Raw genomic sequence first — 13374 nt, 5'->3', positions numbered from 1 at the left:
ACATGGAACGATGATGATTCCCACCCTGGCTGAACTGCGCACCGCGCTCGATGAAGGACGCGCCACCTCGCTGCAACTGACCGATGCCGCGCTGGCGCACATCGCCGATCCGGCCGGCGAAGGCGTACGGGTCTATACCAAGGTGTATTCGGCGCAGGCGCGCGCAGCGGCCCAGGCTTCGGACCTGCTGCGCGGCGCCGGGCTGGCCCGCTCTCCGATCGACGGCCTGCCGATTTCCGTCAAGGACCTGTTCGACGTCGCGGGCGAGGCCACGCTGGCCGGCTCGGTGGCGCTGCAGGGCGCGCCGGCTGCCACGCAAAACGCTGTCATCGTGCAGCGCCTGCTGGCGGCTGGCGCAGTGATCGTCGGCCGCACCAACATGACGGAATTCGCCTATTCCGGCCTGGGCCTGAATCCGCATTACGGCACGCCGCGCAATCCCTGGGACCGTGCCGCCGGCCGCATTCCGGGCGGCTCCTCGTCCGGCGCGGCGGTGTCGGTGACGGACCAGATGGCCGTGGCCGCCATCGGCACCGACACTGGCGGCTCGGTCCGCATTCCGGCCGCGCTGTGCGGCCTGACCGGCTTCAAGCCGACCGCACGCCGGGTGCCGCTGGCCGGTGCATTGCCGCTGGCCACCCGGCTCGACTCTATCGGCCCGATCGCCGCCAGCGTCGCCTGCTGCGCGCAGCTCGACGCGATCCTGGCCGGCGACGCCCAGCCCTTGCCAAAACCGGCGCGGCTGGCCGGCATGCGCCTGGCCGTGCCCACCAACATCGTGCAGGACGGCATGGACAGCCATGTTGCCGCCTCCTTCCGGGCAGCGCTGTCGCGCCTGTCGGCGGCCGGCGCCTTGCTGGAAGAGATCGTCGTGCCGGAGTTCGATGAACTGGCATCGATCAACGCCACCGGCGGCCTGAGTTCGGCAGAAGCCTGGACCTGGCATCGCGCGTTGATCGAACACGCCGGCGACCGCTACGATCCTCGGGTGCTGTCGCGCATCCGACGTGGCCAGACCATGACGGCGGCCGATTTGCTCGAATTGCTGGACGCGCGCGTGCGCTGGATCGCCGCACTGGAAGAGCGTATCGCCCGCTACGACGCGCTGCTGATGCCAACCGTGCCGATCATCGCACCTACAATTGCCGAATTGACCGAGGATGAGGCCTATTACCGGACTAATGCGCTCATCCTGCGCAATCCGACCTTCATCAATTTCCTGGACGGCTGCGCGCTGTCGCTGCCCTGCCAGGAGACTGGGACGGCGCCGGTGGGATTGATGCTGGCGGCTACGGGGGGACGCGACCGGCATGTGCTGGCCCTGGGGATGGCGGTGGAAGCGCTGCTGCAGACGCCCGCCTGAAGTCCGCCCGGCGCGACGTTGCCGGGAGCGGATGTGCGGGGTGCGATGCCTCTGCCTGGAAGGACAGCCGCCGTCGTCCGGGCGCACCGTGGGATGCGGACCGGCCCATAAAAAAAGCCGCCGTGTGAACGGCGGCTTTTTCGCAATGCGAATCGAGTGCTTACTTCATTGCCTTGGCATCGGCCTTGGCATGGTCATATTGCGCCTTGGCGTCGGCCTTGGCCTTTTTCGCTGCGGCATCTGCTTCTTTCTTGCAAGCGCGCTCCTCGGCGCCGCTCAGCTTCTTGCAGGCTTCCTTGGCAGCCTTTTCATCGCCCTCGGCCTTTTCCTTGGCAGCCTTGTAGTCGCCCTCTGCCATTTCCTTGTGCGCTTTCGCATCCTGCTTGGCGGCATCGGCGGCAAAGGCCGGTGCAGTTGCAGCAAAAAGGCAGGCGGTCAGCAGGGTCAGTAACTTGTTCATGGGGCTCTCCTTGGGTTTTTGATAATGGGAACAGACAGCTTAACTGTCGAGCGACAGTCCATCGGTACGCTGAGTCACACAGCCATAGCGATAGCCCGTCTGTTCCGGTCACGCCAATCAGCCGCCGTGATAAATGTTGAGCTGACCATTGGGATCGATCACCGAATTACGGTTGTCGACGCCACTGGCACCCATGCCCGCGCCCGATCGGCCCGAAGAATTCATGCCCATGCTGGAGCAGCCGGTCATCACCATAACGAGTAAAACCGCAGCAATTTTCTTCATCTTCTTTCTCCAAATAATGCGTTGAATAACGCGGTATAGGATGGACAAGAAGTCAAACGCGCGGTTCCGGGTGTCGCAGCGCAGCATGCGTGCCGTCAAACGCTTGCAGGGTGTCTGTCGGACACCCTGAAATTTTCATTTCCCGAGATGCTTACCAACCGCATCGGCCGATGGTCCGACTGCCTTGACGGCGTCCTTCAACTGCTGCGCGCTGACGCCGAATTTTTTGCTCCAGTACTGCAGCTCCCATTCCTCGTTGACATTGACGCGTGAGCGATCCTGTGGTCCGCGGTCCTTCAGATTGTCAGCCATGACGCCTCCTTGAAGTGGTTTAAACGACAAGTTCATGGTAGCGACGGGTATGCGGGCGTCCAAGGAAAGAAGCGCCCTTAATGCATGGTGCTTGCGCAGAATCACTTGGCAAGGGTGGACCATTGCTCGATCACCCGACCTGCAATGCATTTCAATGATGGGCTTGCTGATGCCCTAGCTGACGTGGCTTTGCGTTGTACTTCTGGCGGCGTTGGCTCGAAGGCAAGCAAAGGGACGTGCCATCAACCGTACAGGTTGCCATTCTCCTCGCACTGCCACGCTGGATATTTGATCGACCAGAAACCTCTAATATCGTGGAAGCATCCAGCAACCAATCAGGAGCAACATGATGGCCAATATGGAAAGTTATCAGGGCAGCTGCTTTTGTGGCGCGGTCCAGTTCAAGGTGACCGGCGAGCCGGTCGGCATGGGTTACTGCCATTGCGAATCCTGCCGCAGCTGGTCGGCCGGGCCGGTCAATGCCTTCACGCTATGGCAGCCACAGGCGCTGGAGATCACCAGGGGAGCCGACAGCATCGGCACCTACAACAAGACGCCAAACAGCTACCGAAAGTGGTGCAAGACATGCGGCGGCCATCTGTTTACCGAGCATCCCGGACTAGGCGTAACCGATGTCTATGCCGCCAGTATTCCGACCTTTCCCTACCGCGCAGGCATCCACGTGCATTACGCCGAAACCAGGCTGCCGATGAAGGATGGCCTGCCGAAAATGCGTGATCTGCCCAAGGAAATGGGCGGCTCGGGGATCACCGTTGCGGAATAGATGGTTGGGACGGGCGGGCGCCGGAAGCACGGAGATGCGTTCCAGCCGCGGGAAATGGCGTAATGTCCTTCGGGGATTACACCCTACGGTGGCTAGAGCGAATTTGGCCAGACTAGCCTCATGCCGCAGGTTTAGGCGCGGCGCAACCTGCATCCTGCATATACCCCTGATGCTGTAGGGTGGAATACCCGAAAGGGCATTCCACCATGCGTGGACCACAGAAGGTCCTTGAGATGGTCTTTGCAGTATGCGACCGCGGTGCAACGCCCTTCGGGTATTGCACCCTACTAACCCTCGGGCGACTCTTCCAAAGGCAATCCTGCTTGGCCGGTGGATGCCAGTCAGGCTGGAAATGCGCTAAGGCCTATTTTGGAAAAGGTTTATTTTCCGATGCAGAACCTGCTGAAGATCACCCCCAGCAGATCATCCGACGTGAATGCGCCCGTAATGCTGTTCAACCTGTCCTGCGCCAGCCGCAGCTCTTCTGCGAACAGGTCCAGCGCCTGGTCGTTCTGTGCCGCCAGTTCGGCTGCGATATCGAGATGCTCGCGCGCCGCCTTCAATGCGATCAGGTGCCGTTCGCGGGCCAGGTAGAGGGATTCGCCGGTCTGCTGCCAGCCGGCGATGCGCAGCAGTTCGGCACGCAGCAGGTTCAGGCCGGTGCGGTCCGTTGCCGACAGGTAGATGTGGGTCGCATCCGGCATCTGGTCCACCGTGGCGCGATGGCCGGACAGGTCGATCTTGTTCCATAACCGGATCACCGGCACGCTGGCCGGGAAGCGCGCCATGATCTGCTCGTCGGCCAGGGTCGGGCCGCGGCCGGCGTCCAGCATGTGCAGGATCACGTCGGCGTCGCGCACCGCGCCCCAGGTGCGTTCGATGCCGATGCGCTCGACCTCGTCGCTGGCCTCGGCGGCGTCGCGGATGCCGGCGGTGTCGATGATGTTGATCGGTATGCCCTCGATCTGGATGGTCTCGGTCACCCGGTCGCGGGTGGTGCCGGCGATGGCCGTCACGATCGCCACGTCCGACCCCGCCAGCGCATTGAGCAGCGAGGACTTGCCGACATTCGGCTGCCCGGCCAGCACCACGTTCAGGCCGTCGCGCAGCAGCGCGCCCTGCGCCGCCTGTTCAAATACCTGCTGAAGTGAAGTGCGGATGTTGGCGAGCTGGCCGCGGGCGTCGGATTTTTCCAGGAAGTCGATTTCCTCTTCCGGAAAGTCCAGCGTGGCTTCCACCAGCATGCGCAGGTGGATCACCTGGTCGACCAGGCCGCGGATGACTTTCGAGAAGGCGCCGGACAGCGACTGCGAGGCCGACTTCGCCGCCGCCTCGGTCGATGCCTCGATCAGGTCGGCCACCGCCTCGGCCTGCGCCAGGTCCAGCTTGTCGTTGAGGAAGGCGCGCTGGGTGAATTCACCCGGCTGGGCCAGCCGCAGGCCGATCTCCTGCCCGGCTTCCAGGCAGCGCTGCAGCAGCATCTGCAACACCACCGGGCCGCCATGGCCCTGCAGTTCCAGCACGTCCTCGCCGGTATAGGAATGCGGCGCCTTGAACCAGATCGCCAGTCCCTGGTCGATCACGCTGCCATCGGCCTGCATGAAGTCGAGGTAGGTCGCATGGCGCGGCGCGAGCGCCCGGCCTTCCTGCAAGCGGCAGACGGCGCGCGCCACGGCGTCGATGTTCTTGCCGGAGAGCCGCACCACGCCGATGCCGCCGCGTCCGGGCGCGGTGGCGATGGCGGCGATCGGGGTCGAGTCGAGATTCATGCGTTCCATTGTGCGTTATCGAGGGTTTACTCGGTTTCCATGAAAAAAGGCCCGTGGCGAAGCGCACGGGCCCTTGCTGCTACGGCGTTGCGCCCGGAGTCAGGCCGCTTTCGGTGCCTGGATGTTGCGCGTGATGACCCACTGCTGTGCGATCGACAGGATGTTATTGACTACCCAGTACAGCACCAGGCCGGCCGGGAAGAAGAAGAACATCACCGAGAACACGATGGGCATGAACATCATCACCTTGGCCTGGACCGGGTCCGGCGGCGTCGGGTTCAGCTTGGTCTGGACGAACATCGACACCGCCATCAGCACCGGCAGGATGAACCACGGGTCGGGCGAGGCCAGGTCGTGGATCCAGCCCAGCCACGGCGCATTGCGCATCTCGACGCTGGCCAGCAGCACCCAGTAGAGGGCAATGAAGACCGGGATCTGGACCACGATGGGCAGGCAGCCGCCCAGCGGATTGATTTTCTCGGTCTTGTACAGCTCCATCATGGCCTGGTTCATCTTCTGCGGATCGCCCTTGTGGCGCTCGCGGATCGCGGTCATGCGCGGCGTGACCAGCTTCATCTTGGCCATGCTGCGATAGCTCGCCGCCGACAGCGGGAAGAAAGCCAGCTTGATCAGGATGGTCAGCACGATGATGGTCCAGCCCCAGTTGCCCAGGATGTTGTGGATATGGGTCATCAGCCAGAAGATCGGCTTGGCAATGATCGTCAGCCAGCCGTAGTCCTTTACCAGTTCCAGGCCGGGAGCGACCTTTTCGAGGGTTTCCGATTCCTGCGGGCCGGAATACAGCTTGGTGTCCATGCTGACCGTCGCGCCCGGGGCAATGGTGCCCAGCGGCAGGATGTTGCCGACGGCATACAGGTTGTTGTCCACTTTCTTGGTGAAGATCTCGCGCGGCGCCTTTTCCGGCGGCACGAAGGCCGAGACGAAGTAGTGCTGCACCATCGCGATCCAGCCATTGTCGGACTTGGTGGCATGGTTGTCCTTGCCGCTGCCGATCTTGTCAAAGGCCAGCTTCTGGAACTTGTCTGCTTCGGTATAGACAGCCGGGCCTGTAAAGGTGCTGTAAAACTTGGAATCGCCCGGCAATGCGCCGCCATCGCGCAGCAATTGCTCATACAGCGACGGCGACACCGGCGCGCCGGAGACGTTGGTCACGTCATGCTTCAGGCCGATGGTGTAGTCGCCGCGATGGAAGGTATAGGTCTTGGTCAGCTTCACGCCGCCCTGCTCGGACGTCAGCACCAGCTTGACTTCGTTGCCGCTGTCCAGCGTGCGCGGACCGGGCTGCACGGTGAACGGCGTGCGGTGATTCGGGAAAGCGCCGCCGATCAGGCCGGTCTGGCCGAGGTAAGTGCGTTCCGCGCTGGAATCGAACAGCACCACGTTCTTGGTCGGGTCCTGCGTGTCCTTGTGCTTGAGCAGCTCCAGGCGGCGCAGTTCGCCGCCGATGCTGTCGATTTCCGCTTTCATCACGTCGGTGGTGATGGTGATGCGCTCGCCGGCAACCGCGGCTGGCGCAGCATTCGGCACGGCGGCCGGCGCGGCGCCAGGCACTGCGGCGGCACCCGGCGCGGCGGCTGCGCCCGTGGCCTGCGGTACGGTGTTGGCTGCCGGCGGCGTGCCAGTCGTGCCGGTGGCGGTGGCCGGCTTGGCCTGCTGGGTCGCCGTCGGAAAGAACATCGATGGCTTGCCGGTGTAACGCAACCAGTTGTCCCAAAGCAACAGCATCGACATCGAGAATACAACCCACAGGACGGTGCGTTTGATATCCATATGTTTATTCATCAGTAATCAGCAATTCAGGAGTGAGCGGACGATTTCGCGGGGACCGGATCAAGCCCGCCCGGGTGCCAGGGATGGCATTTGCACAGGCGCCGCGCGGCCAGCAGGCTGCCATGGGCGGGGCCGTGCAGGCGGATGGCTTCCGCGGCGTAGTCGGAACAACTGGGATAAAAGCGGCAGTTTTGGCCCATGAACGGGCTGATGCCCAGCTTGTAGGCCCGCAGCAACAGCAGCAGCAAGGGCTTCATGGCTGCGCTCCGCCCTGCTGGCGCAGTGGATGGAACAGGCGGGAGACTTCCAGGCGCAGCGCGGTCTTCAGCGCCGATGTGGTGGCCGGCCCGGCCTTGGTGTTGACCGGCTTGGAAAGCCGGACCACGCAGTCTACCGGGGGCAGCTTGCTCTGGCGGAACAGCTCCCGGGTGATGCGTTTGATCGCATTGCGGGTGACCGCGCGCGGCGCGAAGCGTTTGGCGACGACCACGCCCAGGCGCGCATGCGCCAGTTCATTGGAACGCGTGTACAGCACGAAATGCGCTGTACGCTGCACGGGCCGCAAACGAAAAACGGATGAGAACTCATCCGTTTTAATGATGCGCTTGTCGCGTGCGTAATCCTGAGGGCGTTCGCCGGTCACGCCAGCAGCGAGCAGTCAGGTGCCGACTTAGGCGGCGAGGCGCTTGCGGCCCTTGGCGCGACGTGCGTTGAGCACAGCGCGGCCACCGCGGGTTGCCATGCGTACGCGAAAGCCATGGGTGCGCTTGCGGCGGACAACGGAAGGTTGGTAAGTACGTTTCATGTTGGTTCTCGCTATTGAGCAGAAGTACGGAAAAAGAAAATAGGGCGGAAAGTTCGCAAGCTGCAACCCCGGCGCCGCTGGCGTCGACTTCAGCCACAGCAGGCGCTTGCGGAGCCTGCAGCCGCCACAACATCGACGCTGCTGGCAGTGAACCCGTGATTAAACAGCAGTTTGCGCTTGTTTGTCAATCACTTAGCCTCATATAGATAAGCATGGTGAAATGCGCAAGGCAGTCGCTTAGATCGCCTGCCTGTGGATAACTTTGGCGGTCGCGGGTAGAATACACCAATTCGAAGTCCGCATTCCCGCGATAAACAAACGCAGCCTGGGCCATCGCATCACCGGTCCCGCGCTACTCAATCAGACGATTCATGGAAAATTTCTGGCAGACCTGCTCCGCGCAGCTGGAGCAGGAACTGACGCCTCAGCAGTTCAGTGCCTGGATCAAGCCGCTCGCCCCGCTCGATTTCGAGGAAGGCCGCCTGCGCATTGCCGCGCCGAACCGCTTCAAGCTGGATTGGGTGAAAACCCAGTTTGCCAGCCGGATCAGCACGCTGGCGGCGCAGTTCTGGGAAGAGCCGATCGAGGTGCAGTTCGTGCTGGACCCGCGCGTGGGCAATGCCCGCCGGGCAGCCGAACAGGCCGCGCCGGCCGCAGCCTCGCAGGTGGCGCCGCGCGAGCGCGACGGCGCGCAGTCCGATGTGGAGGTGCGCGAGCCGGCGGCCGACCTGGCCGATTCGCCGCGCCGCGAGCAGAGCAAGATCAACACTGCGCTGACCTTCGATAGCTTCGTTACCGGCAAGGCCAACCAGCTGGCGCGGGCGGCGGCGATCCAGGTGGCCAACAACCCGGGCATTTCCTACAACCCACTGTTCCTGTATGGCGGCGTGGGCCTGGGCAAGACCCACCTGATCCATGCGATCGGCAACCAGGTGCTGGCCGAGAATGCCAATGTGCGCATCCGCTACATCCATGCCGAGCAGTATGTGCGCGACGTGGTGACGGCCTACCAGCGCAAGGGCTTCGACGACTTCAAGCGCTATTACCATTCGCTCGACCTGCTGCTGATCGACGATATCCAGTTCTTCGGCGGCAAGAGCCGCACCCAGGAAGAATTCTTTTACGCGTTCGAGGCGCTGATCGCGGCGAAGAAGCAGATCATCATCACCAGCGATACCTATCCGAAGGAAATCACCGGCATGGATGACCGGCTGATCTCCCGCTTCGACTCCGGCCTGACCGTGGCCGTGGAGCCGCCCGAACTGGAAATGCGGGTGGCCATCCTGCTGAAGAAGGCGGCATCGGAGGGCGCCAACCTGTCCGACGACGTGGCCTTCTTCGTGGCCAAGCACCTGCGTTCCAACGTGCGCGAACTCGAAGGCGCGCTGCGCAAGATCCTTGCCTATTCGCGCTTCCACGGCAAGGAAATCACGATCGACGTGGTCAAGGACGCGCTGAAGGACCTGCTGTCGGTGCAGAACCGCCAGATCTCGGTGGAAAACATCCAGAAGACGGTGGCCGACTTCTTCAACATCAAGGTCGCCGACATGTATTCGAAGAAGCGGCCGGCCAACATCGCGCGGCCGCGCCAGATCGCGATGTATCTGGCCAAGGAGCTGACGCAGAAGAGCCTGCCGGAAATCGGCGAGCTGTTTGGCGGACGCGACCACACCACGGTATTGCATGCGGTGCGCAAGATCGCGGCGGACCGTAGCAAGAGCCCGGAATGCAACCACGAGCTGCATGTGCTGGAGCAGACCTTGAAGGGCTGACGCGCTGCCTGCGCGGCTGTGGATAAGCCGGCGCAGGCAACGCAGCTTGCAAACAACACGCAACACTTAACAAGCAACACAAACCGGCAATCAGAAATACGCAGCAAGCAGTGCATGCAGACGACGCCTGCATGAGATGGACAGCATCAACAAAACCGAACCAGAACCAGGATTCTGATCAACCATAAGGAAAAGCCATGCAATTGGTCAAAACTCACAGGGACACGCTACTTCGGCCACTGCAAGTCGTGAGTGGTATTGTCGAGCGTCGGCATACGCTGCCGATTCTGGCCAATATCCTCATCCGCAAGGACGGCGAGCGGGTGTCCTTCCTGTCGACCGATATCGAAGTGCAGATCACCACCCATGCCAACGTGGGCAGCGGCAGCGACATCGCCGCCACCACGGTGGCCGCGCGCAAGCTGCTCGACATCCTGCGCGCGCTGCCGGACGGCGACGATGTCGCGCTGTCGCTGGCCAACAAGCGCATGACGGTACAGTCGGGCAAGTCGCGCTTCGCGCTGCAGACCCTGGCCGCCGAGGAGTTTCCGACGGTGGCCCAGGCCGAGCAGTACAGCGCCACCGTGACCCTGCCGCAGAAAACCCTGAAGCACCTGTTCAACATGGTCCATTTCGCGATGGCCCAGCAGGACATCCGCTACTACCTCAACGGCCTGCTGCTGGTGGTCGACGGCAAGAACGTGATCGCGGTCGCCACCGACGGCCACCGGCTGGCGTTCTGCCAGGTCGAGGTCGACGAGGAATTCCCGCGCCAGGAAGTGATCATCCCGCGCAAGACCATCATCGAACTGCAGCGCCTGCTCGAAGAGAGCGACGAGCCGGTGCAGCTCGACATCGCCGGCAACCAGGTCAGGCTGACCTTTGCCGACATCGAACTGGTGTCCAAGCTGGTGGAAGGCAAGTTCCCCGACTACACCCGCGTCATTCCCAAGGGCTACAAGAACGACTTCACGATCGACCGCGACCGCCTGCTGCGCTCGCTGCAGCGCGCCGCCATCATGACCTCCGACAAGTTCAAGGGCGTGCGCTGCGTGATCAGCCCGGGCAGCATGAAGATCAGTTCCACCAACGCCGACCAGGAAGAAGCGGTCGACGAACTCGAGATCGATTACGGCGGCGACAGCATCGACATCGGCTTCAATGTCAGTTACCTGCTGGACGTCCTCAACAACCTTAAATGCGACAACGTCAACATCGCGCTCGGCGACGCCAATTCATCGGCCCTGATCACGATTCCGGACAATGCCGATTTCAAGTATGTCGTAATGCCGATGCGTATCTGATGACCGCCGCGAAGCGGCGGCCGGGGGCCCTGCGCGATTGCCGCGGGGCGCAGTACCTCATGTTGTCCAGCACGATGGCAGTCGCGGGACATGCAAGCCCTGCTCGCATGTCCCCCGCCCCATTTGAACTCCGTTTCGATTTTTAGCAGCATCCGTTTTTTAGAAGGCAGCCATGTCCGCGATTCCAACTGAACCGACCAAAGAGCCACAAGCCAACCAGTACGGCGCATCCTCCATCCAGATCCTGGAAGGCCTGGAAGCCGTGCGCAAGCGCCCGGGTATGTACATCGGCGATACCTCCGATGGCACCGGCCTGCATCATCTGGTGTTCGAGGTGCTGGACAATTCCATCGACGAATCGCTGGCCGGCCACTGCACCGAGATCCACGTCACCATCCACGCCGACAATTCGATCTCCATCACCGACAACGGCCGCGGCATCCCCACCGGCATCAAGTGGGACGACAAGCACGAGCCCAAGCGCAGCGCGGCCGAGATCGTGATGACCGAGCTGCATGCCGGCGGCAAGTTCGACCAGAACTCGTACAAGGTTTCGGGCGGCCTGCATGGCGTGGGCGTGTCCTGCGTCAACGGCCTGTCCAAGCTCCTGAAGCTGACCGTGCGCCGCGATGGCAAGCAGCACTACATGGAGTTCGTGCGCGGCGTGCCGCAGAACCGCGAACTCGAAACCATCGATGGCGTGCTGGTGTCGCCGATCAGGGTCACCGGCGAGACAGACAAGCGCGGCACCGAGGTGCACTTCTGGGCCGACGAGGAAATCTTCACCCATGTCGAATTCCATTACGACATCCTGGCCAAGCGCATCCGCGAGCTGTCCTTCCTGAACAACGGCGTGCATATCAAGCTGTCGGACCAGCGCACCGGCAAGGAAGAGGTGTTTGCCTTCGAAGGCGGCACGCGCGGCTTTGTCGAGTACATCAACAAGGCCAAGAACGTGCTGCATCCGACCATCTTCCAGGCCACCGGCGAAAGGCTGTCGGACCAGAACACCAACATCACCGTGGACGTGTCGATGCAGTGGAACGACGCCTTCAACGAGCAGGTGCTGTGCTTCACCAACAACATCCCGCAGCGCGATGGCGGCACCCACCTGACCGGCCTGCGCGCGGCGATGACCCGCGTGATCAACAAGTACATCGATGAAAACGACTTTGCCAAGAAGGCCAAGGTCGAGATCGCCGGCGACGACATGCGCGAAGGCCTGACCTGCGTGCTGTCGGTGAAGGTGCCGGAGCCGAAATTCAGCTCGCAGACCAAGGACAAGCTGGTGTCGTCCGAGGTCCGCGGCCCGGTCGAGGAAATCGTGGCCAAGACCCTGGCCGACTACCTGCAGGAAAAGCCGGCCGACGCCAAGATCATCTGCGGCAAGATCGTGGAAGCCGCGCGTGCCCGCGAGGCGGCGCGCAAGGCGCGCGACCTGACCCGTCGGAAAGGCGTGATGGACGGCCTGGGCCTGTCGGCCAAGCTGGCCGACTGCCAGGAAAAGGACCCGGCGCTGTGCGAACTCTACGTGGTCGAGGGCGACTCCGCAGGCGGCTCGGCCAAGCAGGGCCGCGACCGCAAGTTCCAGGCCATCCTGCCGCTGCGCGGCAAGGTGCTGAACGTGGAAAAGGCGCGCTTTGAAAAGATGCTGTCGTCCGAGCAGATCACGACGCTCATCGCCACGCTCGGCACCTCGATCGGCGCCGATGAATTCAACATCGACAAGCTGCGCTACCACCGCATCATCATCATGACCGATGCCGACGTCGACGGCGCCCACATCCGCACGCTGCTGCTGACCCTGCTGTACCGGCAGATGCCCCTGCTGGTCGAGCGCGGCCATGTGTATATCGCGCAGCCGCCGCTGTACAAGGTCAAGCATGGACGCGACGAGCGCTACCTGAAGGACGATGTCGAGGAAGCCGGCTACATGATGCAGATCGCGCTGCATGACGCGGCGCTGGTGCCGGCCGAACATGCCGAGCCCATCAGCGGCGACGCGCTGGCCGAGCTGGTACGCCAGTACAACACCGCCAACGCGATCATCATGCGCCTGACCCGCGCCATCGACAGCGCGGCGCTGTCGGCCATCATGACCGGCGTCACCCTGAAGCTCGACAGCGTTGCCGATGCCGAAGCCTCGGCGCAGGCGATGCGCGAGGCGATCAAGGACCCGAGCGTGGAAGTGGTGGTGCGCTCCGATGAACTGTCGGACAAGCACATGCTGCGCATCCAGCGCATGCACCATGGCAATGTGCGCGTGTCCGTGATCGACGCCGACTTCATCGACAGCCCCGACTATGCGGTGCTGTCGGCGGCGGCGGCCACCTTCCGCGGCCTGATCGGTCCGGGCGCGCTGGTGCGCCGGGGCAGCGGCGAGAAAATCAGGGAATCGGCCATCACCGACTTCCATCAGGCCATGGCATGGCTGCGCGACGAGGCCGAACGCGGCGTGTCCAAGCAGCGCTACAAGGGCCTGGGCGAGATGAACCCCGAGCAGCTGTGGGAAACCACGATGGACCCGAAGGTGCGGCGCCTGCTGAAGGTGCAGATCGAGGATGCCATCGCGGCCGACCAGATATTCACCACCCTGATGGGCGACGATGTCGAGCCGCGCCGCGCATTCATCGAGATGAACGCGCTGCAGGCCGGCAATATCGACGTGTAATACCAAGCCCGATCCATGACGTGCCAGATGAAACGGATGGATTTTTGCGTGTGGCAAG

General features: G+C 62.8%; 13 protein-coding genes. 5 read left to right on the top strand and 8 right to left on the bottom strand.

What is annotated here, in order from left to right:
* Positions 1-13: 13 nt before the first annotated feature.
* Positions 14-1363 carry an amidase gene (locus IGW04_RS17745; RefSeq protein WP_194714470.1) on the top strand — a complete coding sequence of 450 codons (1350 nt, stop codon included), beginning with the start codon at positions 14-16 and terminating at the stop codon, positions 1361-1363.
* A gap of 160 nt (positions 1364-1523) precedes the next feature.
* On the opposite strand, the gene IGW04_RS17740 is transcribed toward IGW04_RS17745, so the two are convergent.
* The 3 genes from IGW04_RS17740 to IGW04_RS17730 all read right to left on the bottom strand — a co-directional run bounded on the left by IGW04_RS17740 (position 1524) and on the right by IGW04_RS17730 (position 2420).
* Positions 1524-1823, bottom strand: coding sequence for a cell envelope biogenesis protein TolA (locus IGW04_RS17740; RefSeq protein WP_194714417.1), 300 nt, complete (start codon positions 1821-1823; stop codon positions 1524-1526).
* A 117-nt stretch (positions 1824-1940) separates the two neighbouring features.
* Positions 1941-2108 (bottom strand): hypothetical protein, encoded by a 168-nt coding sequence (locus tag IGW04_RS17735; protein ID WP_194714416.1) that lies wholly within the window; start codon positions 2106-2108, stop codon positions 1941-1943.
* A gap of 135 nt (positions 2109-2243) precedes the next feature.
* A complete protein-coding gene (locus IGW04_RS17730) occupies positions 2244-2420 on the bottom strand; it encodes a DUF3606 domain-containing protein (RefSeq protein ID WP_194714415.1) in 177 nt (58 codons plus the stop codon).
* A 346-nt stretch (positions 2421-2766) separates the two neighbouring features.
* On the opposite strand from IGW04_RS17730, the gene IGW04_RS17725 reads away from it, so the two are divergent.
* The gene (locus IGW04_RS17725) at positions 2767-3204 is read left to right on the top strand and encodes a GFA family protein (protein WP_228527176.1); all 438 of its coding nucleotides are present in this window, start codon (positions 2767-2769) and stop codon (positions 3202-3204) included.
* A gap of 380 nt (positions 3205-3584) precedes the next feature.
* Here IGW04_RS17725 and mnmE read toward each other — a convergent pair whose 3' ends face one another.
* From mnmE to rpmH, 5 genes are all read right to left on the bottom strand, one after another.
* A complete protein-coding gene (mnmE, locus tag IGW04_RS17720) occupies positions 3585-4973 on the bottom strand; it encodes a tRNA uridine-5-carboxymethylaminomethyl(34) synthesis GTPase MnmE (protein WP_194714414.1) in 1389 nt (462 codons plus the stop codon).
* 99 nt (positions 4974-5072) lie between these two features.
* Complete coding sequence (gene yidC, locus IGW04_RS17715; RefSeq protein ID WP_194714413.1) at positions 5073-6764, bottom strand: membrane protein insertase YidC; 1692 nt, start codon at positions 6762-6764, stop codon at positions 5073-5075.
* Positions 6765-6790: 26 nt separating this feature from the next.
* Positions 6791-7021, bottom strand: a complete 231-nt coding sequence (yidD, locus tag IGW04_RS17710) for a membrane protein insertion efficiency factor YidD (RefSeq protein WP_194714412.1) — start codon at positions 7019-7021, stop codon at positions 6791-6793.
* Entirely contained in the window at positions 7018-7407 is a 390-nt protein-coding gene (gene rnpA / locus IGW04_RS17705; RefSeq protein ID WP_194714411.1) for a ribonuclease P protein component, read from the bottom strand. The genes yidD and rnpA overlap by 4 nt, the downstream gene beginning before the upstream one ends.
* Before the next feature lie 27 nt (positions 7408-7434).
* A complete protein-coding gene (rpmH, locus tag IGW04_RS17700; RefSeq protein WP_011872825.1) occupies positions 7435-7569 on the bottom strand; it encodes a 50S ribosomal protein L34 in 135 nt (44 codons plus the stop codon).
* 371 nt (positions 7570-7940) lie between these two features.
* Here rpmH and dnaA point away from each other — a divergent pair, with 371 nt between their 5' ends.
* The 3 genes from dnaA (at position 7941) to gyrB (ending at position 13316) form a co-directional block, all read left to right on the top strand.
* Positions 7941-9341: a chromosomal replication initiator protein DnaA gene (dnaA, locus tag IGW04_RS17695; RefSeq protein WP_194714410.1), complete on the top strand. Its 1401-nt coding sequence runs from the start codon at positions 7941-7943 to the stop codon at positions 9339-9341.
* Positions 9342-9538: 197 nt separating this feature from the next.
* Complete coding sequence (gene dnaN, locus IGW04_RS17690; RefSeq protein ID WP_194714409.1) at positions 9539-10645, top strand: DNA polymerase III subunit beta; 1107 nt, start codon at positions 9539-9541, stop codon at positions 10643-10645.
* A 172-nt stretch (positions 10646-10817) separates the two neighbouring features.
* Positions 10818-13316, top strand: coding sequence for a DNA topoisomerase (ATP-hydrolyzing) subunit B (gene gyrB, locus IGW04_RS17685; protein WP_194714408.1), 2499 nt, complete (start codon positions 10818-10820; stop codon positions 13314-13316).
* Positions 13317-13374 lie beyond the last annotated feature (58 nt).

This window comes from Noviherbaspirillum soli, from assembly GCF_015352955.1.
GTDB classification, from domain to species: domain Bacteria; phylum Pseudomonadota; class Gammaproteobacteria; order Burkholderiales; family Burkholderiaceae_D; genus Noviherbaspirillum_A; species Noviherbaspirillum_A soli.
Note: the sequence above shows the minus strand (reverse complement) of the source record. Positions and strands in the feature narration are given on the sequence as shown.